This is a genomic window from Bradyrhizobium sp. STM 3561, from assembly GCF_045571455.1.
In the GTDB taxonomy this organism is placed as follows: Bacteria; Pseudomonadota; Alphaproteobacteria; order Rhizobiales; family Xanthobacteraceae; genus Bradyrhizobium; species Bradyrhizobium vignae.
Map to the genome: position 1 here is coordinate 3943985 of NZ_CP120695.1, position 24582 is coordinate 3968566.

25 protein-coding genes, 1 tRNA gene and 2 riboswitches are annotated in these 24582 nt (G+C 64.1%); of the genes, 15 read left to right on the plus strand and 11 right to left on the minus strand.

What is annotated here, in order from left to right:
- Positions 1-19: 19 nt before the first annotated feature.
- From P6U28_RS18820 to P6U28_RS18840, 5 genes are all read left to right on the plus strand, one after another.
- Entirely contained in the window at positions 20-1309 is a 1290-nt protein-coding gene (locus P6U28_RS18820) for a PotD/PotF family extracellular solute-binding protein (RefSeq protein WP_407122960.1), read from the plus strand.
- Positions 1309-2268 carry an ABC transporter permease gene (locus tag P6U28_RS18825; protein ID WP_407122961.1) on the plus strand — a complete coding sequence of 320 codons (960 nt, stop codon included), beginning with the start codon at positions 1309-1311 and terminating at the stop codon, positions 2266-2268. The genes P6U28_RS18820 and P6U28_RS18825 overlap by 1 nt, the downstream gene beginning before the upstream one ends.
- Before the next feature lie 3 nt (positions 2269-2271).
- Positions 2272-3150 carry an ABC transporter permease gene (locus P6U28_RS18830; protein WP_122402597.1) on the plus strand — a complete coding sequence of 293 codons (879 nt, stop codon included), beginning with the start codon at positions 2272-2274 and terminating at the stop codon, positions 3148-3150.
- Positions 3151-3171: 21 nt separating this feature from the next.
- Positions 3172-3903 carry an aspartate/glutamate racemase family protein gene (locus tag P6U28_RS18835; protein ID WP_407122962.1) on the plus strand — a complete coding sequence of 244 codons (732 nt, stop codon included), beginning with the start codon at positions 3172-3174 and terminating at the stop codon, positions 3901-3903.
- A 178-nt stretch (positions 3904-4081) separates the two neighbouring features.
- Positions 4082-4576, plus strand: a complete 495-nt coding sequence (locus tag P6U28_RS18840; protein WP_407122963.1) for a hypothetical protein — start codon at positions 4082-4084, stop codon at positions 4574-4576.
- Between the two features lie 183 nt (positions 4577-4759).
- Here the strand turns inward: P6U28_RS18840 and P6U28_RS18845 are convergent, their stop codons facing one another.
- From P6U28_RS18845 to P6U28_RS18860, 4 genes are all read right to left on the minus strand, one after another.
- Complete coding sequence (locus P6U28_RS18845) at positions 4760-5128, minus strand: hypothetical protein (protein WP_407122964.1); 369 nt, start codon at positions 5126-5128, stop codon at positions 4760-4762.
- Between the two features lie 99 nt (positions 5129-5227).
- A complete protein-coding gene (locus P6U28_RS18850) occupies positions 5228-5566 on the minus strand; it encodes a hypothetical protein (RefSeq protein WP_122402593.1) in 339 nt (112 codons plus the stop codon).
- A 258-nt stretch (positions 5567-5824) separates the two neighbouring features.
- A complete protein-coding gene (locus P6U28_RS18855; protein WP_122402592.1) occupies positions 5825-6355 on the minus strand; it encodes a gamma carbonic anhydrase family protein in 531 nt (176 codons plus the stop codon).
- Positions 6356-6438: 83 nt separating this feature from the next.
- Complete coding sequence (locus P6U28_RS18860; RefSeq protein ID WP_027576733.1) at positions 6439-6768, minus strand: DUF6949 family protein; 330 nt, start codon at positions 6766-6768, stop codon at positions 6439-6441.
- Positions 6769-6990: 222 nt separating this feature from the next.
- Here P6U28_RS18860 and P6U28_RS18865 point away from each other — a divergent pair, with 222 nt between their 5' ends.
- A complete protein-coding gene (locus P6U28_RS18865) occupies positions 6991-7698 on the plus strand; it encodes a hypothetical protein (RefSeq protein WP_407122965.1) in 708 nt (235 codons plus the stop codon).
- Positions 7699-8009: 311 nt separating this feature from the next.
- Here P6U28_RS18865 and P6U28_RS18870 read toward each other — a convergent pair whose 3' ends face one another.
- Together P6U28_RS18870 and cysE are read right to left on the minus strand one after the other, a co-directional pair.
- Positions 8010-8228, minus strand: coding sequence for a DUF3126 family protein (locus P6U28_RS18870; RefSeq protein WP_007602550.1), 219 nt, complete (start codon positions 8226-8228; stop codon positions 8010-8012).
- A gap of 128 nt (positions 8229-8356) precedes the next feature.
- Positions 8357-9181, minus strand: coding sequence for a serine O-acetyltransferase (gene cysE, locus P6U28_RS18875; RefSeq protein WP_122402590.1), 825 nt, complete (start codon positions 9179-9181; stop codon positions 8357-8359).
- A gap of 276 nt (positions 9182-9457) precedes the next feature.
- Here cysE and P6U28_RS18880 point away from each other — a divergent pair, with 276 nt between their 5' ends.
- Both P6U28_RS18880 and P6U28_RS18885 read left to right on the plus strand, forming a co-directional pair.
- Positions 9458-10816: a hypothetical protein gene (locus tag P6U28_RS18880; protein WP_407122966.1), complete on the plus strand. Its 1359-nt coding sequence runs from the start codon at positions 9458-9460 to the stop codon at positions 10814-10816.
- 311 nt (positions 10817-11127) lie between these two features.
- A complete protein-coding gene (locus P6U28_RS18885) occupies positions 11128-11514 on the plus strand; it encodes a cupin domain-containing protein (protein ID WP_122402589.1) in 387 nt (128 codons plus the stop codon).
- A 154-nt stretch (positions 11515-11668) separates the two neighbouring features.
- Here the strand turns inward: P6U28_RS18885 and P6U28_RS18890 are convergent, their stop codons facing one another.
- Complete coding sequence (locus P6U28_RS18890) at positions 11669-12424, minus strand: alpha/beta fold hydrolase (RefSeq protein ID WP_407122967.1); 756 nt, start codon at positions 12422-12424, stop codon at positions 11669-11671.
- A 166-nt stretch (positions 12425-12590) separates the two neighbouring features.
- On the minus strand, positions 12591-13727 hold the full coding sequence (locus P6U28_RS18895; protein WP_407122968.1) for a hypothetical protein: 1137 nt from the start codon (positions 13725-13727) through the stop codon (positions 12591-12593).
- Between the two features lie 306 nt (positions 13728-14033).
- Between P6U28_RS18895 and P6U28_RS18900 the strand changes: the two genes are divergently transcribed.
- Positions 14034-14279, plus strand: a complete 246-nt coding sequence (locus P6U28_RS18900; RefSeq protein ID WP_008562814.1) for a zinc-finger domain-containing protein — start codon at positions 14034-14036, stop codon at positions 14277-14279.
- 19 nt (positions 14280-14298) lie between these two features.
- A complete protein-coding gene (locus tag P6U28_RS18905) occupies positions 14299-15501 on the plus strand; it encodes an FAD-dependent monooxygenase (protein WP_407122969.1) in 1203 nt (400 codons plus the stop codon).
- A gap of 25 nt (positions 15502-15526) precedes the next feature.
- Here the strand turns inward: P6U28_RS18905 and P6U28_RS18910 are convergent, their stop codons facing one another.
- Positions 15527-15949 (minus strand): twin-arginine translocation pathway signal, encoded by a 423-nt coding sequence (locus tag P6U28_RS18910; RefSeq protein ID WP_129145787.1) that lies wholly within the window; start codon positions 15947-15949, stop codon positions 15527-15529.
- 173 nt (positions 15950-16122) lie between these two features.
- Between P6U28_RS18910 and P6U28_RS18915 the strand changes: the two genes are divergently transcribed.
- From P6U28_RS18915 to P6U28_RS18925, 3 genes are all read left to right on the plus strand, one after another.
- Positions 16123-16211: transfer RNA gene (locus P6U28_RS18915), tRNA-Leu, on the plus strand.
- Between the two features lie 244 nt (positions 16212-16455).
- Positions 16456-17706, plus strand: coding sequence for a multidrug effflux MFS transporter (locus P6U28_RS18920; protein WP_407122970.1), 1251 nt, complete (start codon positions 16456-16458; stop codon positions 17704-17706).
- Between the two features lie 54 nt (positions 17707-17760).
- Entirely contained in the window at positions 17761-17901 is a 141-nt protein-coding gene (locus P6U28_RS18925) for a hypothetical protein (RefSeq protein ID WP_164937207.1), read from the plus strand.
- Between the two features lie 9 nt (positions 17902-17910).
- On the opposite strand, the gene P6U28_RS18930 is transcribed toward P6U28_RS18925, so the two are convergent.
- Positions 17911-19503, minus strand: coding sequence for a glycosyltransferase family 39 protein (locus P6U28_RS18930; RefSeq protein WP_407123082.1), 1593 nt, complete (start codon positions 19501-19503; stop codon positions 17911-17913).
- A gap of 226 nt (positions 19504-19729) precedes the next feature.
- Positions 19730-21340 carry an ABC transporter substrate-binding protein gene (locus P6U28_RS18935; RefSeq protein ID WP_407122971.1) on the minus strand — a complete coding sequence of 537 codons (1611 nt, stop codon included), beginning with the start codon at positions 21338-21340 and terminating at the stop codon, positions 19730-19732.
- Between the two features lie 267 nt (positions 21341-21607).
- On the opposite strand from P6U28_RS18935, the gene P6U28_RS18940 reads away from it, so the two are divergent.
- Positions 21608-22738 (plus strand): M20/M25/M40 family metallo-hydrolase, encoded by a 1131-nt coding sequence (locus tag P6U28_RS18940; RefSeq protein ID WP_407122972.1) that lies wholly within the window; start codon positions 21608-21610, stop codon positions 22736-22738.
- Between the two features lie 106 nt (positions 22739-22844).
- A riboswitch (glycine riboswitch) is annotated at positions 22845-22948 on the plus strand.
- 1 nt (position 22949) lies between these two features.
- Positions 22950-23058, plus strand: a riboswitch (glycine riboswitch).
- A 62-nt stretch (positions 23059-23120) separates the two neighbouring features.
- The gene (locus P6U28_RS18945) at positions 23121-24410 is read left to right on the plus strand and encodes a D-amino acid dehydrogenase (protein WP_407122973.1); all 1290 of its coding nucleotides are present in this window, start codon (positions 23121-23123) and stop codon (positions 24408-24410) included.
- The last annotated feature ends 172 nt before the right edge of the window (positions 24411-24582 follow it).

A 24582-nucleotide genomic window follows, 5' to 3' on the forward strand; every position in this document is an offset into this window, starting at 1 on the left:
CAACAGAGGAGTGACTGACATGAGCGAGACCACCAGGACGACCGGCGTCAGCCGCCGCACGCTACTCAAGGGCACCGCGGGTCTCGCGGGCCTTGCCGCCGGCTCCGGTGCGATCACCGGCTTTCCCTACGTGAAATCGGCCGACGCGAAGGTGCTGCGCTATCTCGGCACCGCCGTGAACGAGGGCGACGACATCTCCAAGCAGTGCCTGAAGGACACCGGCATCAAGATCGAATACATCACCGCGACCACCGACGACGTCACCAAGCGCGTGATGACCCAGCCGAACTCCTTCGACGTGCTGGACACCGAATATTTCTCGCTGAAGAAGCTGGTGCCGTCGGGCAACATCCTCGCGCTCGACGCCAAGAAGATCAAGGAGTTCGACAACATCACGCCCGTCTTCACCAAAGGCGAGACGCCCGGCGGCAAGAAGATCGGCGGCCAGGGCACGGCACCCTGGAAGGTGCTCTATCTGGAAGGCAAGGACTCCAAGAAGTTCGCGACGTCGGCGACCGAATTCGTGACGCTGATCCCGACCGTCTACAACGCCGACACGCTCGGCATCCGCCCCGACCTGATCAAGCGGCCGATCAGCTCCTGGTCCGAGCTGCTCAATCCCGAATTCAAAGGCAAGGCCTCGATCCTCAATATCCCCTCGATCGGCATCATGGATGCCGCCATGGTCGTGGAAGCCTCCGGCAAGTACAAATATGCCGACAAGGGCAACATGACCAAGGAGGAGATCGATCTCACCATGAAGGTGATGACCGACGCCAAGAAAGCCGGCCAGTTCCGCGCCTTCTGGAAGGACTTCAATGAGAGCGTCAACCTGATGGCTTCGGGCGAAACCGTCATCCAGTCGATGTGGTCGCCGGCCGTCACTAAGGTCCGCTCGATGGGCATCCCCTGCACCTTCCAGCCGCTCAAGGAAGGCTACCGCTCCTGGGCCTCCGGCTTCTGCGTCTCCAAGGGCGTGTCGGGCGCGAAGCTCGACTGGGCCTACGAGTTCGTCAACTGGTTCCTGTCCGGCTATGCCGGCGCCTATCTCAACCGCCAGGGCTATTACTCCGCAGTGCTCTCCACCGCGAAGGCACACATGGAGCCCTACGAGTGGGCGTACTGGATGGAAGGCAAGCCGGCCGAGAAGGACATCAAGGCGCCCGACGGCTCGCTCTTGGAAAAGGCCGGCGCGGTGCGCGACGGCGGCTCCTACGAAGACCGCATGGGTGCGGTCGCCTGCTGGAACGCCGTGATGGACGAGAACGACTACATGGTCCGCAAGTGGAACGAGTTCATCGCGGCGTAATGGACATGTCGGAAGAAGTCCTGCAAGAGGCTACCCCGGGCTTGCTCCCGGGGTCGGGCACAGCGCGCGCCGCAAAGCCGACGCGCCTGTCGCCGTCATTCATCTCCTGGCTCCAGGCCGGGCCGATGATGCTGGTGTTTCTCGCCTTCTTCCTCATTCCGCTCGTCTTCGTCGTCATCGTCTCGTTCTGGGACTACAACGAATATCAGCTGCTGCCGGCTTTCTCCGGCCGCGGCTACACCGATACGTTCGAGGGCTGCATCGCGCAGCTTCCCGACCTCTGCACGATCGGCAAGACCTATGTGATGACGCTGAAGCTCTGCTTCATGGTCTGGGCCATCACCCTCTTCCTCGGCTTCTGGGTCGCCTACTTCCTCGCCTTCCACGTCAAGTCCAAGACCTGGCAGATGGGCTTGTCGCTGCTCTGCACGATCCCGTTCTGGACCTCCAACGTGATCCGCATGATCGCCTGGATCCCGTTGCTCGGACGCAACGGCCTCGTGAACTCCGGCCTGATGAAGATGGGACTGATCAACCATCCCTTGGAATGGCTCCTGTTCTCCGAATTCTCCGTGGTGCTGGCGCTGGTGCACCTCTTCACCTTCTTCATGGTGGTGCCGATCTTCAACTCGATGGTGCGCATCGACAAGTCTCTGATCGAGGCGGCCTATGACGCCGGCGCCACCGGCTTCCAGACCCTCGTCAACGTCATCATCCCGCTGGCGAAGCCCGGCATCGTGATCGGCTCGATCTTCGTCATCACCATCGTGATGGGCGACTTCATCACCATCGGCGTGATGGGCGGCCAGCAGATCGCGGCGGCCGGCAAGATCATCGAGACGCGGGTGAATGCGCTGCAATTTCCCGCCGCCGCGGCCAACGCCGTGATCCTGCTCGCGATCACCTTCCTGATCATCACCATGATGTCGCGCATCGTCGACATCAAGAAGGAGCTCTAACGCATGAAGGAAGGACGTCCGCGCTCTTTCTACGTGCTCGCGATCTTCTTCGCGGCCTATGTGCTGTTTCTCTATGGGCCAATGATCGCGATCTACGTGCTGTCGTTCCAGGGACCGCAAGGCGGCCTCACCTTCCCGATGAACGGCGTGTCGACCTTCTGGATCGCAAAACTGTTCCAGGGCACCGGCATCGTCGATCTCGGTGCAGCCTTCCGCCGCTCGCTGCTGCTTGGGGTGATCGTGATGATCGTCACCGTCGTGCTGTCGGTCGCGGCCGGCATGGCTTTCCGCAGAAAATTCAAGGCACAGAGCATCCTGTTCTATTCGGCGATTGCGAGCCTCATCGTGCCCTCGATCATCACCTCGCTCGGCATCTCGCTCGAATTCCGCATCATCGACGATCTGATCAAGGCGCATTGGAACGAGAATTTCGAGACCTCGATGGGCCTGCTCACCTCGGGGCTGGGCGCACATCTGACCTGGACGCTGCCGTTCGGCCTGCTGATCATGTTTGCGATCTTCAACCGATTCGATCCGCGCCTAGAGGAAGCCGCGCGCGATCTCGGGGCGACGCCGTGGCAGACCTTCCGACACGTCGTGCTGCCGATCATCCTGCCCTCGGTGATCGGCATCGGCCTGTTCGGCTTCACGCTGTCCTGGGACGAGCTCGCGCGCTCCAGCCAGGCGATCGGCGCGGTCAATACATTGCCGCTGGATCTGCAGGGCCTCACCACTACGGTGACCAACCCCGACATCTACGCGCTCGGCACCGTGATCTCGGCAGTGTCATTCGCGGTGATCACGCTTGCGCTCGGCACCATCCACATGCTCAACAAGCGGCAGGCGGCCAAGGGTTCGGACGCCGGCAAAGGGCTCGTCTGACGAGGGACTTGTCTGATCACGATGCGACTGCACGTCGTCAATCCCAACACCACCGCGTCGATGACCGCGAAGATCGCCGCTGCGGCGCGCAGCGTTGCCCTCCCCGGCACCGTGATCGACGCGCGTCAGCCGACGATGGGCCCAGTCTCGATCGAGGGGTTTTACGATGAGGCCTTCGCTGTTCCCGGCATGCTCGGCTGTATCCGCGAGGCCGACCGCGATGGCGCGGAGGCGCACATCATCGCCTGTTTCGACGACACCGGCTTAGATGCGGCGCGTGCGGTGGCGAAGGCACCGGTGATCGGCATTGGTGAAGCCGGTTTCCACATCGCGAGCCTGATCGCCGCGCGTTTTGCCGTCGTGACGACGCTCGGCGTCTCCATCGTGCCGATCGAGCATAACTTAAGGAAATACGGCCTTTCTGATCGCTGCGCCCGGGTCCGCGCCGCCGAGGTGCCGGTGCTGGCGCTCGAGCAGCGCAACACCGATGCGCTCGGCAAGATCTCTGCGGAGATCACGGCTGCGATCCGCGACGACCGCGCGGAAGCCATCGTGCTCGGCTGCGCCGGCATGGCCGATCTCGCCAGCGAGCTCGCCGAAACACACGGCCTACCTGTCGTCGACGGCGTCGCTGCCGCGGTGACGTTGGCGGAATCACTGGTGCGGCTGGGACTGAAGACATCCCGCCTCGGCCCCTACGCAGCGCCGCGCGCGAAGAGCTATTCCGGGCCCTTTTCGCAGTTTCAGCCTTGATCCTGCGCCTTACGGTGCCCTGGAGCCCGCAAGGCCCGCTGATCACTGGTTTTTTGGCTCTCAGCCTCTTTTTGGTCCCATTCCTTGCCGAAACGTAGCGTTTTCGGGACGCCCCCGGTGACCCCTCTGAGTTGCCGGTCTTCGCCACTCGCCAAGTTTCTGTTGGGTTTTGTCAGCGATGATCGATCTCGCCCAGGACACACCGTCCAACCCCCTCCTTCGTCTTGGCGCCCAGCCCATCGCGCTGACCGCTGCAGCCCTGTTGCTCCTGATCGCGGGGGTGACTTCAATCGGGATCTGGCGTGCCTATACCGGCGCCGCCCCCGAGACCGACCGGGTGGTGGCATCGCGACAGCTCCAGGCCCGCACGGTCCAGGCATCCGAGCAGCTGGTTGAGAAAACCAAAGGGCTCGAAGCAACCCAGCAGGAATCAATCGACCAGCTTCAGGTGGTGCAGGACCAGCTCCAGACGATGAAGCGGCTGATGGCGGCGCAACAGGCCGACACCAAGCGCCTGTCCGAGCAGGTCGCAAGCCTGAACGAATCCATTGACGGCCTGCGGCAGTCCTTTGCCAGTGCACGGTCGACCGAGGTCGAAACGCCATCGGTTACCCGCAGGAAACCTACCCGATCCCGCGTCCACGCCAGCGCACGCAAGAACTCGCGCGGCTGACCTGATCAGGGCGCGACGGGAACTTTATTTTCGCCACTTGTGAACTGGATCACATTCGCTCGTATGATTCCGCGCGATGCTCGCGGTTACCGGATGGCGTGAGCCGATTTCAATATCCGGGGCTGGCAAGGTCGTTGACGGTATACTGCGTCAACGGCCTTGTTCTTTAGCAGGCGTACCGCCTCACTCGCAGACGTCGACCCGACGGTACCGCCATCCCGATGGCCTCATGACACGCTTCCGTGCGACATAGCAGCCGCCATAACCGTCGTCGTAGCCGGCGCCATAATAGTAGGGATCACCGTAGTAGGGGTAGCCGTAGCCGTAATAGCTCCCGTAGTAGCCGGCACCGACGAAACCCGCCCCGATCGCGAACCCTGGCCAGAAGCCGCCGCCATGCCAATGCCGGTGCCCCCAACCGCCCCCACCATGGAAACCACCGCCATGGAAGCCTCCACCATGCCCGAAACCGCCCCGCGCCTCGGCCACTTGCGGCGCTGACAGCCCGACTGCCGCGGCGGTCAGCGCCGCCGTCACCATCTTGCGTAACATTACTCGATCCTCCGCGCGGATACGCGCTTCAAAGCAGGATCAAGCTAACGTCACCCAGGCATTCCGGACAGCCACACTGTCTCACTTCCGCGCGAGCATTCAGCAGCCGCGGCAGATGCTGTTCATTTTCTTGTCGAGCCGCCGGTTCTCGGCGTTGACGGTGGCATCAGTCTCCCCACCTGTGCCGGCGCCGGTGGTGACTCCGGATCCCGGACCGGATGATTGAGCCGTACCCAGGCTGTTGGTCCCGGGCGGCGGAGCGGGCGAGTTGCCAACGCCTCCGGTCGATCCCATCGAACCTCCGGTCGTTCCCACCGAGCCTCCGCTCGATCCGGCAGAGCCGCCGGTCGCTTGCGCCAATGAGACGGCCGGCACCGCCGCGAGTGCGAGGATCATGATCGTGGTCTTGATTGAGCCGGTTGCGGACGGTCTGGCCATTGCAAATGCTCCTTTGCCGGTCAACGGCCGCGATCAAGACCTGTTCCGGAACAAATGCCGTCACAGCTTGAAAGCGAGGGAGGCAAATCACGATGACCGACCGCGATCCCTTTGGCGAGCGCAAGATGTCCGGTCTCGTCGTGACGGTGCAGATGCGGCACCTCGCTCTTGATCCGCGAACTGCTTCACGATTAAAGGACGCGCCGGTATTTTTACCGTACCGAGCCCTGCCTGGAGGCGGGCCGCGCCGGCACGTTCTCAGCCGATCCGCTTCAAGCCTTGCTTGAAGCGCGGACCGTTGGCGACGTAAAACCTCGCCGCACTTCCCATCTTCTGCACCTGAGCGTCGTCGAGCGTGCGGATCACGCGCGCCGGCGAGCCGATGATCAGCGAGCGCTCGGGGAACTCCTTGCCCTCGGTGATGACGGAGCCGGCGCCGACGATGCTGTTGCGGCCGATCCTTGCCCCGTTCATCACGATCGAGCCCATGCCGATCAGCGCGCCCTCCTCGATGGTGCAGCCGTGCAGGATGACGTTGTGGCCGACCGTGCAGTTCCTGCCGATGACAAGCGGAAAGCCGAGATCGGTGTGGCAGGTCGAGCCGTCCTGCACGTTGGCGCCCTCGCCGATCTCGATCCACTCATTGTCGCCGCGCAGCACCGCGCCGAACCAGACGCTCGCGCCCGGCTTCAGGCGCACCCGGCCGATCACGGTGGCGGTCTCGGCGATGAAATAATTGCCGTCGGCGGGAAGGTCGGGCGCCTGCCCATCGAGCTCGTAGATCGCCATGGAGGTCTCCTGTCGCGTTGACCACTGGCATAGCCAAACGGCAGCCTGGACGCAAAGGGCCGGCCGCGATCAAGACGCGGGCATCAGACCAGGAGGCCGGCCGCGCGCAGCGTCATCAGAAAGAAGGTGCCGCTCATCATGCTCCAGAACCCGGCGATGAGGGTCGCCATCATCACGAATTCGACGCGGCGGCTTTCCACGCGCATGCCGCGCAGCGTGTTGCGCATGATGATGAAGGGCGCGGCGAACACCAGGAACGGAACCGCCGCAAAGGTTTTCGGCGCCACACCGTCCTGCAACAGGCCGAAGCCGGCGGGCCGCTGCGCGAGCGCCTGGTATCCGTTCACGAGCGCGCCCGCGAGCGCAAAACCGATGCAGATCGAGAAGAAAGTGTTGAGAGCTTCAGGTGTCATCGGAACGGTCCGCCCTTACGCAACGCGAGGTGCCATCCTGTGACAAAAAGTGCCGGTTAACGCTACATTATCCTTAAGGGAAGGTTAACGCGACCGGCCGGTCCGCGCAGAGCCGTCCCCGCTTCCCGCAGCCGCGAACGCTGCGCGAACTCGCCGTCGCGTGGCATATTCGGCGCTGATTCGTCGGCCATCGGCCGACCTCCGGCTCGACTTGCGCGATTCATGACGGTGTTCTCGGTAGCTCCCCTCAGGTCCCCCCGCACGCGCCCCCGGGCGCATGTCGTCCCCGTCGCGCTCGCCGGCACTGCCGCGGCATGCGCGGTCGCGCTCGTCGCCTACCTGTTGTGGCCGACCTGGGGCAGCCGGGGCGCGGACGCCCCGGACAAGCTGCCGGTGAGCGTCGGCGGCACGCTGTTCAACCTGCCGGTGACCGCGATCCGCATGAAGATCCAGCGGCACTCGGGGCCGCAGGAACGCATCGATCTCGACTTCCTCTACCCCTCGCTGGAGCCGCCCGGCGCGCCCAGGCACGTCACTGCCGACACGGCGGAAGCGGCGGTGCAATCGATCGACCGCATCTTCCTGTCGATCGCGGCCCATCACGAGGCGCTCTCGCCCGAGCAGCGAACCGCAACGATCTATCCGCGCTATCTCGACCAGGCCGCGGCGATGCCTGTGGACGGCCTGACGATGCGGATGTTCCGCACCGACACGCCCTACGGCAGCGAGGACCTCTATTCCGCTGCAAGCCCCGCGCTGACGGCGCGCTGTACCCGCGATGCGGCCACCCCGGGCATGTGCCTCTCGGAGCGCCGCGTCGGCGGCGCCGACCTCACCTTCCGCTTTCCCCGCAGCTGGCTGTCGCAATGGCGCGACGTGGCGGAGGCGATGGACAGGCTGACGGCGCAGTTGCGCGGGCCACGGGGCTGAGCGGGGGCCTTCCAAAACAAAAAGTTCGAAAACAACCCCATGCATAGTAGCCAAGTGCCTGGCACGACTTCGTATTTTTCGAACAAGACTTGATCCGTCGGGCAAAACGGGAGCATGATGCCATCATGCGCTTCCTGAAGCCGCCGGGGTTGGCTCTAACAGACACGTGCGCGAACTAGGCAGCGCATCGATCGCGACATTCGCCTCTTTGAAGAGATCAAGCGCGCTCATGGGCGTTGCAGCGCGTCCGGGACACGATAGCGCCGCACACGGCAAAGGTTTCTTCGCCCGCAACGGCGGCGTAGCGACAACTACTCCTGATCGACGAGATCGTCCTCGAGGATCGCCATCTGGAACTGGAACGAACGATCGTCGTCCTCGTCGTCGACGAACAGCACGCCGATGAATTCCTCGCCGATATAGACTTCGGCGGAATCGTCCTTCTTCGGCCGCGGCACGACGCGAATCTTGGGATTGCCGAATACGCGCTTCAGATACGCGTCGAGCTTTCTCACTTCCTTGACGTCCACGGCAGTCTCCAATCGAAAATGGGTTGGCGGGGTTTACGACGAGACGCGGCGAACCGCCAGCATGAATTGCCAAAGAAATTTGGGACGGAAAGGGCCGGAAAACCGGCCCCGTTCCGGTCGAGCGGAGATTAAAGTCCCATGGCGTTGATCATTTGATCCATCGTGCGCGACGGCTCGGCGCAGCCGGCTTCGCCGACGATCTTGGCGGGCACTCCTGCAACCGTGACGTTGTGCGGCACCGGCTTGACCACGACCGAGCCGGCAGCGATGCGGGCGCAATGGCCGATCTCGATATTGCCGAGGATCTTCGCGCCGGCGCCGATCAAGACGCCATGGCGGATCTTGGGATGACGGTCCTCGTTCTCCTTGCCGGTGCCGCCGAGGGTGACGCCGTGCAGGATCGAGACGTCATCTTCGATGACGGCCGTCTCGCCGCAGACGAAACCGGTGGCGTGGTCGAGGAAGATGCCGCGGCCGATGCGCGCGGCGGGATTGATGTCGGTCTGGAACACCGCCGACGATCGGCTCTGAAGGTAGTATGCGAAATCCTTACGGCCCTTGAGATAGAGCCAGTGCGCAAGGCGATGGGTCTGGATGGCGTGAAAGCCCTTGAAGTAGAGCAAGGGATCGATGAAGCGCGAGGTTGCGGGATCGCGGTCGTAGACGGCAACGAGATCGGCGCGGAAGGCGTTGCCGATATCAGGGTCGTCGCGCAGCGCCTCGATATAAGCCTGGCGCACGAGGTCGCCCGACAGTGCGGAGTGATCGAGCCGGTCGGCGACGCGGTGGACCACCGAATCTTCCAGGCGGCCATGATGCAGCACCGCCGAATAGATGAAGGTCGCAAGCTCCGGCTCGCGACGGACGATGTCCTCCGCTTCGCTCCGGATCCGGTCCCAGATCGGATCGAGCGATGCGAGCTTTCCTCCCGGATTGACCTGATGCACTGCCATGGGAATTTGCTCTCTCGAATGGGCGTCTTTTGCGGGCTGTATAGCACAGTCTAGGCGACAAAGTCCTGACGGGCTTGCCTGAGAGTGAACAGCACCTCGCCCCACGGGGGCACGCCAAGGCTTTGAAACACAACAATTTCTTCTGACGCCCCGAAGTGCAAGGTCGGCTCAAAGTGGTCAGAGTTTTGCCAAATTCAAGCGGGGCGGCGTCAAACTATTGGTGAATTCTCTCTGAGCCTTTATTGCGGTCATGTCCGAGCGAGGACGGGAGCGGATTTGAGCATCACCACCGAACAATTGCGCGCGCGCGCCGCTGATACGTTTTGGCTGCGGCTGGCGACGGTGGCCCTGCCCCTCCTGATGATCGCGCCGGCGGTCTGGAACGGCTATCCGCTGTTGCAATGGGATACCGGCGGCTATCTGGCGCGCTGGTATGAGGGCTATCTCGTGCCCAGCCGCTCCACGGTGTTCGGCCTCTATCTGCATTATGGCGAGGGTTTCGGCTTCTGGATCAATCTCGCCGTCCAGTCCCTGGCGACGCTGTGGCTGCTGCAGCTCACACTTCGTGTCCTCTCGATGATGCAGACCTTCCGCTTCGTCGCGATCAGCCTCGGCCTGATCCTGTCGACCGCGCTGCCCTGGCTTGCGAGCATGCTGCTGACCGACATCTTTGCCGGGCTCTCGGTCCTGTCGCTGTTCCTGCTGGTCGTCGGCGCCGGCAGGACATCGACGCGGGAAAAGGTCGCGCTGTTCGCCTTCACCTCCTTTGCCGCGGCGACCCACAGCGCCACGCTCGGCGTGCTGCTCGGCCTGTGCGTCGCCGGATTGATGGTGCGGCCGTTCATGGGCAAACGCCTGCCGCTTGCCGGACTAGCGCAGGCGAGCCTCTCCATCGTTGCCGGCGGCCTGATGCTGGTGTCGGCCAATTGCGCACTGTCCGGCAAGCTGGCCTGGACTCCCGGCGGTTACGGCGTCGCCTTCGGCCGCATGATGCAGGACGGCATCGTCGCACAATATCTCAACGACCATTGCCTGCGCGAACGTTACAAGCTCTGCCCCTATCGCAACGAGCTCCCGGCGACCGCCGACGAGTTCCTGTGGGGCAAGAGCATGTTCAACACGCTCGGCCGGTTCGATGGGCTCAACGAGGAGATGGGCTACATCGTCGTGCATTCGCTCGCGGATTATCCGGCCTGGCAGGCCGGCGCGGCGTTGCGCGCGATGGGCCAGCAATTGCTGCATGTGGCGACCGGCGAAGGCATCAATGGCTGGATCCCGCACACCTACGGCATCATCGAGCGCTACATCCCCGCGCAGGTCGCTCCGATGCGGGCGGCGCGGCAGCAGCACTGGGACATCAACTTCGATGACGTCAACTGGCTGCATGTCCCCGTCGCGCTGGCCTCGATGCTGGCGCTGGTTCTGCTGCTCGCAGATGCGCTGGCGAAACGCCGGCTGGACGATCTGACGCTGCTGGCGGCGACGGTGACGCTGGCGCTACTCGGCAACGCGTTCATCTGCGGCGTGATCTCCGGCCCGCACGACCGCTACGGCGCGCGGATGGTGTGGGTGGCGACGTTCGTGGTGCTGATGGCCGCGGCGCGGCGGCTGGGCGAGGACGTCAAAGCGCGATGAGATTGGGATGACGAGTCATCGCGCTTGGTTTCGTCCGAGCAGCGATTGCTATTGACTTGGCGTTCAGCAGCCTATCCGCCTCGGCAAAGAACGAGAGTCCAATGACAGCCCGTGGCGAACTCCAGGCGCTCTTGCACGTTTGCTCGTAACTCGCTGCTGACATCCCCTATTTTCTGCGCGACCTCCCTGAGGGAGTGGGGAGGGAGCGGACGTGGTGCAACGCACAGAAAATCAATCTTGAGTCGCGGCCGCTGATCGGGCTTAATTTTCGCGATCTGCGATTTCCGCCGATCGGAAAACGGGGAATTGCGATGAAGATGATAATCGGACTGCTGTTTGCATTTCTTTTGGCCGTACCCGCTAAGGCGCAGGACTCTCCATTCCGTAAGGAGCTGAAGCGCGCTGATCTCTCAGGCACAAACATGGAAGTCATCACCAGCATTTCTGAGATCAAACCGGGTGACGTCTCAACCCTCCACATTCACCACGGAGAGGAGTCATTCTACGTCTTAGAGGGCGGCACGATCGAACTTCCCGATGGGAAGCAAGTGCCGTTCCCAACCGGTATAGCTGCCGTTAACGTCCGCGAAGTGCCCCACGGAGCTTTCAAGGTCGTCGGCGACAAAACCGTGAAGCTTCTCACGGTGCATATCGTCGACAAAGGTAAGCCTCTCTACGACAAACCTCCTGCGAAATAGATCGACCCGCGGGAGACCGCATTGTGCGGGCGGTCTCTCCGCTCCCCTGAGAGGAGTCAGGGCGAGTGAACGTCGGCTTTTGGCCCTTTGCGAGCGGATGGCCCCTTGTGATGGGACATTTCAGGACAACCCGACCGCCTCAGACAGCATTGCCTCAGCCGCGGCGTGAGAGGAAATCGAGCACGCCGATCTTGTAGACCTTGTCGCCGACCGCACGCATGTGATCGCGATTGGGAATATCGAGCACTTCCGAACCAGGGATGATCGCGCCGAGCGCGCTGGCACTTCCTGCGACGTCGTCGGCGCTGCCGACCGCGATCAGCACCGGCACCTCGATGCGCGCGGCCTCGTCCCTGGTCATGAGCTCGCGCGTGCCGCGCAGGCAGGCGGCGAGCGCACGGCGATCGGAGCGCGTCTGATCGGCAAAAGCGCGAAAGGTGCGGCCGACGGGATCGGTGACGTCGTCGAGCGAGGGTGCTTCCAGCGCCTTGGCGACGTTCTCGCCGGGTCCGGTGCCCTCGATCAGGCCGCCGATGCCGATGCCGCCGAGGATCGCCGAGCGCAGGCGCTGCGGCTCGTTGAGGGAGAGCCACGCCGTCATCCGCCCGCCCATCGAATAGCCCATGATGTCGGCCTGCGGGATGGCGAGGTGGTCCATCAGCGCGAGCACGTCGCCGGCCATCGCGGGAATCGAGTACTGCCCGGGCTCGTAGAGCTTTGCGCTTTCGCCGTGGCCGCGATTATCGAGCGCAATCACGCGGCGGCCGTTCTTGCGCAGCTCCGAAACCCAGGTCGGATAGACCCAGTTCACGTTCTTGCTGGAGGCAAAACCGTGCACCAGGATGATCGGATCGCCCTCGCCTTCATCGAGATAGGCAATTTCAATGGCGCCGTTGTGGAAGCTCGGCATCAATCAGTTCCGGAGGTTTCGAGGGGGAAAGCTCGATCTTAGAGCACGATCCGGAAAAGTGTGCAGCGGTTTTTCCTCGCGGCAAACGCGGACCGCGCTTGCGCAGAGATCATGCTCAAACAATAGCCCGGAATGCGCCGACGATTTACCCCAATTTCGTCGCGCTTTAGGCCTCGAGAGCCGCACGTTCCAGCGCGGCTTCGGCTGCGATCTGCGCGCGGCGGAGCCGCCGCGCGCGCCGGCGATCGCACCAGGCCTGGGTCAGGCGCTCGGTGGTCGCCTTGATGGAGGAGAGAAGACCGAACAGCGTCAGTGCCGCACCGAGCAGCCAGAGCGTCAGATCGAACGCGCCGCCGATCAGCAGCAGCGCGCCGCGGCCGAGCAGCTTCAGAATCGCGCGGGTCTTGCCGCCCTGCGCTTCCGCAAGCCGCGCCGCGCGCGCGACGTCCTTCGGTCCTTCGGCGATCCGCAGCGTGTCCATCGCGCCGCGCGTGCCGGTCTTTTCGGCGACGCGCGTGACATCCTTGCCGAGCCGGACCAACGCGCCGGCCTTCTCGGCCCGGAACGCGGCCTTGATCGCGCTCACGGTCTGACCCGGCCGCAGCACCGAGCCTGATGCCACCGCGTTCCGGAGCGCCGGCGTGTCGACGACCTCGCGCGCAGACCGGCCGGCCCATGCGGCGAGCCCCTCGCCGAGCCGTCCGACCTTCCGTGCATCCTTCACCAGCGTCAGTCCGGCGCGCACCGGCGCGGTACCGCCGACGGACACGTAGGTTGCCGCCGTCACCGCAAGGCCGGCCGCGGCAAGGGAGAGCACGAGGCGGTCGGTGTCCTCGCCCATGGCCAGATGCTTGCCCTCGCGCACCACGTCCCTGACGTCGCCGATCACGAACAGATCGCCGGCCACCGTTCCCGACAGGCTCGCGACATCGTCCGCGTTGCCGGTGACGAGACCGGTGGCGAAGCGCTTGGCGAAATGCGCGGTGGAATTCGCCGATTTCACGGCGTCCTCGACGCGGCTCAGGAGGTCGTCGGGGAGCGCGATGTTGCGGTCACGCGCCAGCGCGACGAAACTGTCGGCGAGATCGGCATCGCCTGATGCAAGCGCGGCCTCGATATTGTCCTGGACCAGGTGGTCGTTCTGCCTCAGCAGTGCACCGAGCTTCAGCTCCGAGAGCGCGGCCGGATCATCCTGGGCAGAGAGGATCGCGCCTGCCTCACGGGCGTGCGGCGCGACCTGCGCGAGCATGAAGCTGCAAGCCGCGATACCGGTCAACGCTGTGCTGATTCGCAGCCACTTCATGCGGAAAGCCTGGACACTCTCGGATCGCTCGTGCCTGATGACTCGTCTTTCGTCACAAATTGCACGCGTCCCCAGACATAGTGTGCCAAAATTGCGACACAACGTCCCCGACGAAAGAAGGGCTTCTCTCTGGCCTCAAGATTGTGTCGAATTTGCATGAGCAAACGAGCATGGGGCAATTGCAAGCTTTCGGTTCCGCTGGACTAGCAATCATCTGCACCCGCCAGTATGGTCCGCGGCGCCTTAAAGATGCCGCGTCAGTCGTTGATTGTGTCTGCCGCCATTGCCACTCCAGGATGAGTTACGATGTCCGACCATGTCGTCCCGCACTTCCATAACGATGCCGGTGTCCCCGTCATCGAGATCGGCTCGCAAGAGTTCATGTGCGTCGGCGCCAATCCTCCGTTCGATCATCCGCACGTGTTCCTCGACCTCGGCAACGACAACGAGATCATCTGCCCCTACTGCTCGACGCTGTACCGCTTCGCGGCCGACCTGAAGCCGGGCGAAGCCCGCCCGCCGGAATGCGTCCTGAAGGACAAGGTGGCCTGACCGCCTCCGTCGGTCTGGGGTGGCGCTCTCCCGAACGATTGTCATCGCCGGCGCCGGCATGGGTGGCCTGACGGCCGCGCTTGCGCTCGCCGCCCGCGGCTTCCGCATCGTCGTGCTGGAAAAGGCCGAGCGCCTCGAGGAAGTCGGCGCCGGCCTGCAACTCTCTCCCAATGCCAGCCGCGTGCTGGTCGAGCTCGGCCTCACCGACCGCCTCAAGTTGCGCGCGGTGATCCCCGAGGCGGTCTCGATCATGAGCGCGCGCGCCGGCGGCGAGCTGCTGCGCATGCCGCTCGGTGAAGCAGCCTCCGCGCGGGCCGGCGCCCCCTACTGGGTGGTGCACCGTGCCGACCTGCAATCGGCACTCGCCGGCGCTGTTGCCGATCATCCCGATATCGACCTGAAGCTGGGTGCGGTCTTCGAGGACGTCGCGCCCCACGCCAAGGGACTGACCGTCGTCCACCGCAGCGGCACGATCCGCCGCAGCGATCTTGCCAGCGCCCTGATCGGCGCCGACGGCATCTGGTCGACGGTACGCCAGCATCTGTTTCCTGAGGTGCAGCCGCGCTTCTCCGGGTTGATCGCCTGGCGCGGCACGCTCGAGGCCACGCAGCTGCCCAAGGAGTATACCGCACGCCGGGTGCAGCTCTGGATGGGGGCGAACGCTCATCTGGTCGCCTATCCGATCGCAGGCGGACGCCAGATCAACGTGGTCGCGGTGCTGCCCGGCACCTGGAACCGGCCGGGCTGGGGCACGCCCGGCGATCCGCGCGAGGTGATGGACGCGTTCGCGGCGTCACGCTGGCCGCCGGCGGCGCGGATGATGCTCGCCCCGGTCGACAGCTGGCGGAAATGGGCGCTGTTCGGCGTACCCGATGGTTGCCCCTGGAGCAAAGGTCCGGTGGCGCTGCTCGGCGATGCCGTGCATGCGATGCTGCCTTTTGCAGCCCAAGGCGCCGGCATGGCGATCGAGGATGCTGCCGTGCTGGCGCGGCTTTTGAGCCTCGAGGCCGCCGAGAGCACCGCGGGCATCACCGCCGCGCTCAAACAATATGGAGCTGCGCGCCGGGCCCGCGTGCGGCGGGTGCAGCGGACCGCACGGCAGCAGGGCCGGATCTATCACTTCAGTGGGCCGCTCGCGTTCGCACGCGATCTGGCGATCCGCGCGCTCGGCCCGGAGCGCATGTTGGCGCGGCAGGATTGGATCTACAACTGGCGGCCTTGATGCGAAGCGCCGCCGGCGCGATGCGTCAACGGGCCGCTTTCCCGGATTTCGATGCCGGCTTGGCGGTGGCTGCGGGCGACGTCGCAGGCAGTGTCGCCTCAGGCGGCGTCTCCCGGCACTTGTTGCGGCGCCAGGCGTCCTCGGCCAATTGCGCCTGCCCGCGCACCGCGACGTAGTCGTTGCGATAAGCGAGCTCGGACACGACGGCCCCGCCGGCCCCGGTCTGCGCCTTGTCCATCAGTCTCTGCAAATCGGCGGTGCGATTGGCGAGATTCTTGCGCTCGGTCTCGAGCTGCTTGCAATCGTACAATTCGTATTTGGCGGGATCGGCAAAGGCTGGTGCGATCGTCTCGCTCATGCCGGCGCAGCCGGACAGCGCGACGCCAGCTGCAAGCAGCGCGATGAGCGCGCAAAAGCCGCGCAGCGAAGAGCAAGACGAAACAGCCATGCCGGATGAATAGCCCCCGTGGATTGAGAATGCCTAAAGCAGCAACAGATGTCCGGATTGAGGCTTTGCCTTGTGCGCCCGGCTCGCTTAAGGAAGAACCGTCCCCTCGGCTATGCACCGCGCCAATTCCAGACGGCCGGGAAGGACTTAAATATTTGATCTCGTTGGATCAAGCGGGCATGGCGGAATTGGTAGACGCAAGGGACTTAAAATCCCTCGGTGCGCAAGCGCTGTGCCGGTTCGACCCCGGCTGCCCGCACCACGAGAGCTGACGGTGCCACCTCGGCAAGAAATACAGCACTGTCAGAACGGGACAGAGGACCAGCTCGAAGGCCTTCACGATGCCGAGTAACCCGGCCTGAGGCACGAGCGAAAACCATCATCCTTGCACGCTCCCTCACCGGTTTTTTGACCGCCCCTGCCCCGCCTGCCAGCCATCCCGAAACATGGGTTGTGCGACGCAGCATCAGCGCTAGATAAGTCGCTCGATTGCAGGGGTGAGTTTCTTGTCTGACGTCAATGCCGACGATTGGGTGTCCTCCGGACACCGCCCGATGGGTTTTCCAGAATTCGTCATCGTGATCGCGTCCATCATGGCGCTCAATCCGCTCGCGATGGACATGATGCTGCCGGCGCTGCCCAATATCGGCGCCGCCTTCAAGATTCCCGTCGCGAACCATCTCCAGTTGGTGCTGTCGACTTTCCTGATCGGCTTCGGCGCCGGCCAGTTCGTCATGGGTCCCCTGTCGGACCGTTTCGGACGCCGGCCGGTGCTGCTCGGCGGCATGGCGGTCTATGCGGTGGCGAGCGTGCTGGCGGTCGCGGCGCCCTCGTTCGAGACGCTGCTGTTGGCGCGTGCGCTGCAGGGGCTCGGCACCTCGGCGACGCGCGTGATCGCGACCTCGATGGTGCGCGACTGCTATGTCGGCCGCCGCATGGCGAGCGTGATGTCGCTCGCGATGATGGTGTTCATCGCGGTGCCCGTGGTCGCCCCCTCGTTCGGACAGGCGGTGCTGCTGGTGACGGCTTGGCGCGGCATCTTCGTGGTGCTGATGCTCTACGGCCTGCTCGCGCTCGCATGGTGCGTGCTGCGGCTGCCTGAAACCCTTCCCGAGTCCGAGCGCAGGTCGCTGGCGCCCGCCGACGTGCTCGCAGCCTTCCGCCAGACCGTGACCCATCGCCAGACGATCGGCTATGCGACGGCGGCCGGAAGCGTGATCGGCGCACTGTTCGCTTACGTCTTCTGCGCCCAGCAGGTCTTCACCGGCATCTATCATCTCGGCCACTACTTCCCGCTCGCTTTCGCGGCGATCGCCGCCGGCACTGCCATCGCCGGCTTTCTCAATGCGAGGCTGGTCGGGCGGCTCGGCATGCGCGTGATCTCGCACGGGGCGCTGACGCTCTACGCCGTGGTGGCCGGCGTGATGCTGCTGACGGAAAGCCTCGGCGTGCTGCCGCTCGCCTTGTTCATGGCGCTCTCCGCTTTGATGATGTTCTCGTTCGGCATGATGGTCGCCAACTTCACCGCGCTCGCGATGGAGCCGCAGGGACACATCGCCGGCACCGCCTCCTCGCTTTACGGCTCGATCACGACGCTGATCGGAATCGTGGTCGGCATGGCGATCGGGCAGAGCTTCGACGGCACGCTGCTGCCCTTCTCGGTCGGCTTCTTCCTGTCGACCCTCGCTGCGCTCGCGATCGTGCTGGTGGTCGAGAAGGGCCGATTGTTCAGGCCGCATCATCGTCCCGTCGGCTGAGGAACCACGCGGCGGCCTCGATGTTGTCCTGCAGCAATGCCAGAGGATGCTGCAATGGAACTGGAACACCGCGAAGAGCGCGGCGAGGTAGAACGGCAGAAGACGGAACGTTCCGAACCGCGCGCTGAGCAGGCCACGTTCACCACGCCGCTTGCGAGCGAGGGGCTCGAGCAGGTGCGCGACAGCCACTGCTGAGCACGCCGCCTATTCGGTGCCCCGCCGGCTGGCGCTGAAATCATCCGCAGCGCTGGCCGGCACCGGGCTTCCCTGCGGCAGCGCCATCAGCACGATCACGTCCCGAGACAAACCAGGCTGGCCCCACAGGGAAGCGCGCACGGTGAACTCGCGCCTGACGAAATGTCCACCGCGGGCGGACACCCATTCCATCCAGCGGCTACAATATTCCTGCCCGCGAAAACAGAGTGCGGCCCAGCCGCGGTCCAGCGTCGTCTGGTGCGGCAGACCCCAAGTGTATTGGTACTCGAACGGCCGCGCGTAATGCGGATGGTCGGGACTGTAGAACGCCGTCGCGAAGGCAAGCGCGTCGTCGCCGCTGACCGCACTCAGCGGCTCACCGGTCTGCTCGCGCCACTCGCGCGCCAACTCGCCGGCCGCCTGCGCGTAAAAGTTCCGTCCCTCTTCATAGCCGTGCTTGTTGCGATAGATGGCATGGATCGGCGCCGCGATCAGGACGGCGGCAAGCGCAGCGCCGGCAACGATCACCGTGAGGTTCACGGTGTGGAAACGCTCGATCGGATAGCTCGTGCCGCAGACCACGAGAACGGCGAACAGGAATAGCCCCTGCAAGGCCCACAGCGACGGCAGATCGGTGCCCCACACAAGCGACGTCAGCACCGGCAGCACGATCGTACCGATCGTGACGTAGAACAGTAACCGCAAGCCCGGGCTCATGGCCGCGAAGTCGGCCGGAAACTGCTTCAAGCGCGTTCCCGCGATCAGCACCCAGAGCAAGGCCGATAGGCTCATCGCGGCGGCCAACCCCAGCACAAAGTTTCTCGCCTCGCCGAGTGAGCTCGAGACGTTGCCGTTGGCATGCGCCAGTGCGTAGGTGAAGGTCGACGCGCCCGTGGTCGCGAGCCAGTAGAGGTGGGGCGACAGCGCCGCGAGCCCGACGACGACCGAGATCCATGGCGAAGCGGAGCTGAAATAGGCGCGCCGCGCCGGGTGCGCCAGCGCGGCAAACGCGAAGCTCACGACGAGAAAGATCGAATAATATTTGCCGACCATCGCCAGCGCGGTCGTGCATCCCGCCGCGATAGCCCACGGCCAAGCGCGCGTCTCGAACGCGCGCAGAAAGCACCAGGTCGCCAGCGGCCAGATCGCCAGCAGCACCGAATTGGCATTGAAGCGCTGGGCATGAAATTGGTAGGCCGGCGTCAGCATCAGGAGCAGGAGCACCAGGATCCGCTTGTGTCCGGTCACGAACTGCCGCGAGATCAGATCGACGAAGAACAGCGCGAGCCCGGCATTGGCCATCGCCATCAATTGCAACGACCAGTCGCTGAGCGGAAACACCGAGGTCCACGCCGCCGTCACCCACCCCATCAACGGCGGATGCTTGTGATAGCCGAAAGCGAAATTGCGGCCCAGCGTCCAGGCTTCGAGCGTATCGGGATGAAGGCCCCCGCCGGCATAGGCGATAGCGAGATAGAGGGTCCAGACCACGACAAAGCAGGCGATGAGAAGCGGCACGGCCCAGCCAGCCTCGACGGCGTCGAGCCAGCGCAGGAAGGGCCGGCGCCAGGGCGCCGGCGCGCGATCGGACCGTTCGGCCATCGCCTGGAATGCAAAATCGATCGGCACGGGAAGCAAATCTGAAAAAATGATACGCGAAGACGCAGCATCTATTTCAGCTTGGAAACAAATAGCAACGATCAGCAATTGAAAAAGTTAAAGGGCGTCGCCTTTCAACGAGCGCAAGGCCATCAAACGGCAACGGCGCCGCTGATGACAGCGGCGCCGTGCGAGGGTCCGGCCGAAGGCCGCGAGAGGGGTTCTCGCCCTATTCCGACTTGTCGATGTTCCAGAACAGCGGCGTCGCCGGACCGTCGAGCACGCCGGTCAGCGATTTGCGCCAGCCGCTCGGCAGCAGGTACTGCCCGAGCGGGATATAGATCACCTGCTCATAGGCTTCCTTCTGGATGTCGGCCGCGATCTTCTTCTGCTCGTCGAGCGAGGCTGCGCGGACGAACGCATCCTTGAGCTGCTCGATCTTGGCATCCTCCGCCCAGCCGAACCAGCCGCCCTTCTTGCCCTGGCCGCCGATCGAGAGATTGGCGATCGGGTTGGAGACGTCGGCCGCGACCCAGTTGGTGAAGAACATGTTCCAGCCGCCCTCCTTCGGCGGCTTCTGGCTGGCGCGACGGCTCACCACGGTCTGCCAATCGGTCGCCTGCAGGTCGATCTTGAAGCCGGCCTCGCGCAGCAGCTGGGCCGCAACGATCGGCTGCGCCTTCAGCGTCGTGACGTCGCCAGGTGCCATGATCACGACCGGCGTGCCGTCATAGCCGGATTCGGCGAGCGCCTTCTTCGCTTCGGCCATGCCGTTGCCCTTCACGAGGGTCTCGGCACCGACCTCGGTTGCGAGCGGCGTGTCGCACACGAAGAAGGCACCACAGATCTTCTGATATTTCGGGTTTCCGACCAGCGCGTCGAGAACGTCCTTCTGGTTCATCGCCAGCAAGGCAGCGCGGCGCACCTTCACGTTGTCGAACGGCGGATAGAGGAAGTTCATGCGGCCGAGGGTCTGGAAACCGAACTTATTGGAGACCTCGATCGTGAGCTCCTTGTTCGCTTCCAGCACCGGCAGCATGTCGTATGGCAGATTTTCCATGAAATCGATGTCGCCCGACTGCAGCGCGTTCACCGCGGTCTGCGAGTCCGGCATGGTGATCCACTCGACGCGGTCCACCTTCACCACCTTGCCGCCGGAGGTCCAGCTCGCCGGCTCCTTGCGCGGCACGTAGTCGGTGTTCTTGACATAGACCGCCTTCACGCCGGGCTGGAATTCGCCCTGCACGAACTTGAAGGGACCCGAGCCGATCTGCTCGGGGATCTGCTTGTCCGGCGGCGTCTCGGCGAGACGCTTCGGCATCATGAACGCGACGCGCGAGGACGGCTTGCCGATGGAGTCGAGGACGAGGCCGTAGGGTTCCTTCAGCTTCAGCGTGATGGTCTTGGCGTCGGTCGCCTCGAGGCTCGCGGTGAAGTCCATGAGCTTCTGGCCCATGCCGTCGACCGCAGCCCAGCGCTTCAGCGAGGCGACGCAGTCCTCCGCCGTCACCGGCGCACCGTCATGCCACTTCAGGCCATCGCGCAGGGTGAAGGTGTAGGTGAGCTTGTCATCGGAGATCTTCCAGTCCGCCATCTGCGGCTGGATCTTGAAATTCGAATCCGGGGCGACCAGCGTGTCGTAGACCATGTAGCCATGGTCACGCGTGATGTAGGCCGTGGTGAAGATCGGGTCGATGATGCGCAGATCCGAATGCATCACCGCCGTGAGGGTCTTGCCGGCCGCCAGCACTGGCGAAGCCAGCGCAGTCGAAAGCGCGACGACCGTCAGCGCAAGTTTGGAGGCGAATGCGCGAGGCCCCCGGCGCGTGAAGTGGAACATAGAGGGTTCTCCTGACGTGAAACTGTTCAAAGGCAGGTTATTGGTTGAGCATGCGGTTCGTTCGTTGGGCGAACTAACCTCATGCAATGCCTTTATCTTTTCGAGACTTGCAGACAGTGTTGAGCGCGTCAATCCGGTTTCGTCGCAAGCCCTCGCGGCGCGCGCACGGGCTCCACAAAGATCAGTTTGGCTCTACAACGCTCTCCGCTGTCCTGCCCCGCGCCGATGCAATGCGCGTTCCATCTTCGCAGCTTGAGAGACATTGAGATGAATCCAGCCAATCTTCCCTTCGATTCCGAGGCCATGCTCGAGGGCCTGCGCACCTGGGTGGAATGTGAGAGCCCAACCTGGGACGCGAACGCAGTGAACCGCATGCTCGATATCGCAGCGCGGGACATGGCGATCATGGGTGCGACGATCGAGCGCATCGCCGGCCGCCAGGGCTTTGGCGGCGTCATCCGCGCGCGCTTTCCCCATCCGAAGCAGGGCGAGCCGGGAATCCTGATCGCCGGACACATGGATACCGTTCACCCCATCGGCACCATCGAGAAGCTGAAATGGCGGCGCGAGGGCAACAAATGCTACGGCCCCGGCATCTACGACATGAAGGGCGGCAACTATCTCTCGCTGGAAGCAATCCGCCAGCTGGCGCGCGCCTCGTTCACGACGCCGCTGCCGATCACCGTGCTGTTCACGCCGGATGAGGAAGTCGGCACGCCCTCCACGCGCGACATCATCGAGGCCGAAGCCGCACGCAACAAATACGTGCTGGTGCCGGAGCCCGGCCGCGCCGACAACGGCGTCACCACCGGACGTTACGCCATCGCACGCTTCAATCTCGAAGCGACGGGACGGCCGAGCCACGCCGGCGCGACGCTGTCGTCGGGACGTTCGGCGATCCGCGAGATGGCGCGGCAGATCCTCGCGATCGACGCGATGACGACGGAGGATTGCACCTTCTCGGTCGGCGTTGTCCACGGCGGACAATGGGTCAATTGCGTTGCCACGACAGCCACCGGCGAAGCGCTGTCGATGGCCAAGCGCCAGGCCGATCTCGACCGCGGGGTCGAGCGGATGCTGGCACTGTCGGGCACCAACAACGACGTCACGTTCAAGGTGACGCGCGGCGTGACGCGGCCGGTCTGGGAGCCGGATGCCGGCACCATGGCGCTGTACGAAAAGGCGCGCGGCATCGCCAAATCCCTCGGCGCGGAATTACCGCATGCAAGCTCCGGCGGCGGCTCCGACGGCAACTTCACCGGCGCGATGGGAATCCCAACGCTCGACGGCCTCGGCGTGCGCGGCGGCAATGGCCACACGCTGGAGGAGTTCATCGAGGTCGACAGCCTGGTCGAGCGCGGCCGCCTGATGGCGGGACTGCTGGCGACGTTGGAATAACGGCGCAGCGACGACGCAGGCTTCGCACTGCACAATGCATTGGCAATCGCGGTCGAAATTTAGCCTTGTCCAAAAATGAGGCGTATCGTACTGCTCGGCTTGTCCACGCGACGATGCGGGAGAGATCGCGACGAAGGTTTCAGCTTTAGTTGCGGCGCCGACGGAGCAACCGCCCCGGAAACTCTCAGGCAAAAGGACCGTTTCGTCAGGACAATCTGGAGAGAGACGGCACGATTGAAGTCGATCGTGATGTCCACCGAAGGGGATAGTCCGCTGCAAGAACCGCAGCGGATCAAGCTCTCAGGTACCGTGACAGATGGGGCGCCGCCAACGGCCTTTGGCCGGCGGTCAGCCTATCCTAACTCACGGGAGCCCCGAAACCATGACCCATATCGCCATCATCGGCGCCGGCATCACCGGCGTGACGACTGCCTATGCCCTGCTCGAACGCGGCTTTGCGGTGACGGTGCTCGACAAGCACCGTTACGCCGCGATGGAGACATCCTTCGCCAATGGTGGACAACTCTCCGCCAGCAATGCCGAAGTGTGGAACAGCACCGCGACGATCTTGAAAGGCCTGCGCTGGATGTTCCGGCGCGACGCGCCGCTGCTGATGAATCCGCGGCCGAACTGGCACAAATATTCGTGGATGAGCGAGTTCGTCGCCAATATCGGCAACTACCGCGCCAACAGCATCGAGACCACGCGGCTGGCGATCGAAGCGCGCAGGCATTTGTTCGACATTGCTGCGCGCGAAGGCATCGACTTCGACCTCGAACGCCGCGGCATCCTCCACATCTATCACGACAAGAAGGGCTTTGAATCCGGCCTGCGCGTCAACGCGCTGCTGAAGGAAGGCGGCCTCGATCGCCGCCCGGTGACGGCGGAGGAAATCCGCAACATCGAGCCGACGCTGCGCAAGGATTATTACGGCGGCTTCTTCACGCCGTCGGATGCGACCGGCGATATCCACAAATTCACGCGCGGGCTGGCAGAGGCCTGCAAGCGTCGCGGCGCGACCTTCGTCCACGAAGCCAACATTGATTCCATCGCGCAAGCCGGCGGCGGCTTTGTCCTCGGCTGGGCTGATCTGTCCGCAAGCGACGCTCGCGGTATGTTGAAAGCGGATGGCGTCGTGGTCTGCGCCGGTGTTGCCAGCCGTCACTTCGCGGCGATGCTCGGCGAGCGCGTCAACGTCTATCCTGTGAAGGGCTACTCGATCACCGTGCAGCTCGACACCGCCGAGAGCCGCAACGCCACCCCGACCGTGAGCCTGCTCGACGAGGCCGCCAAGATCGTCACCAGCCGGCTCGGGGCCGATCGCTTTCGCGTCGCCGGCACCGCCGAGTTATACGATTTCAATCGCGACATCCGCGCCGATCGCGTGCAGCCGCTGGTCGATTGGGTGCGCAGCAACTTCCCCGCCATCGAGACGTCGCGGGTCATTCCCTGGGCTGGCTTGCGGCCGATGATGCCGAACATGATGCCGGTGGTGCGCGCAGGACGGATACCGGGCGTGTTCTTCAACACCGGCCACGGCCATCTCGGCTGGACTCTGTCGGCGGCGACGGCGCAGATGATTGCCCAGACCATCGACGGCTGGCGCGGGCTCAATGCGCCGCCGACCGTGCCTTCACTTAGGGGTGAGCATGAACTGCGACATGCATCCTGAGTGGCCGATGCCGGGGACATGCCGGCCTCTTGCTACAGCGCAGCCCTTGGCACACAATTTGCCCCAAGAGGATGGCGTCTCCGGGCAGCCTTTTCAGTCCAAGTGATAGGCATGATAGACACGACAGAATTCCCGGGCGCCTCGAGGCGCCACAAGTTCCGCAGCCGGAGAT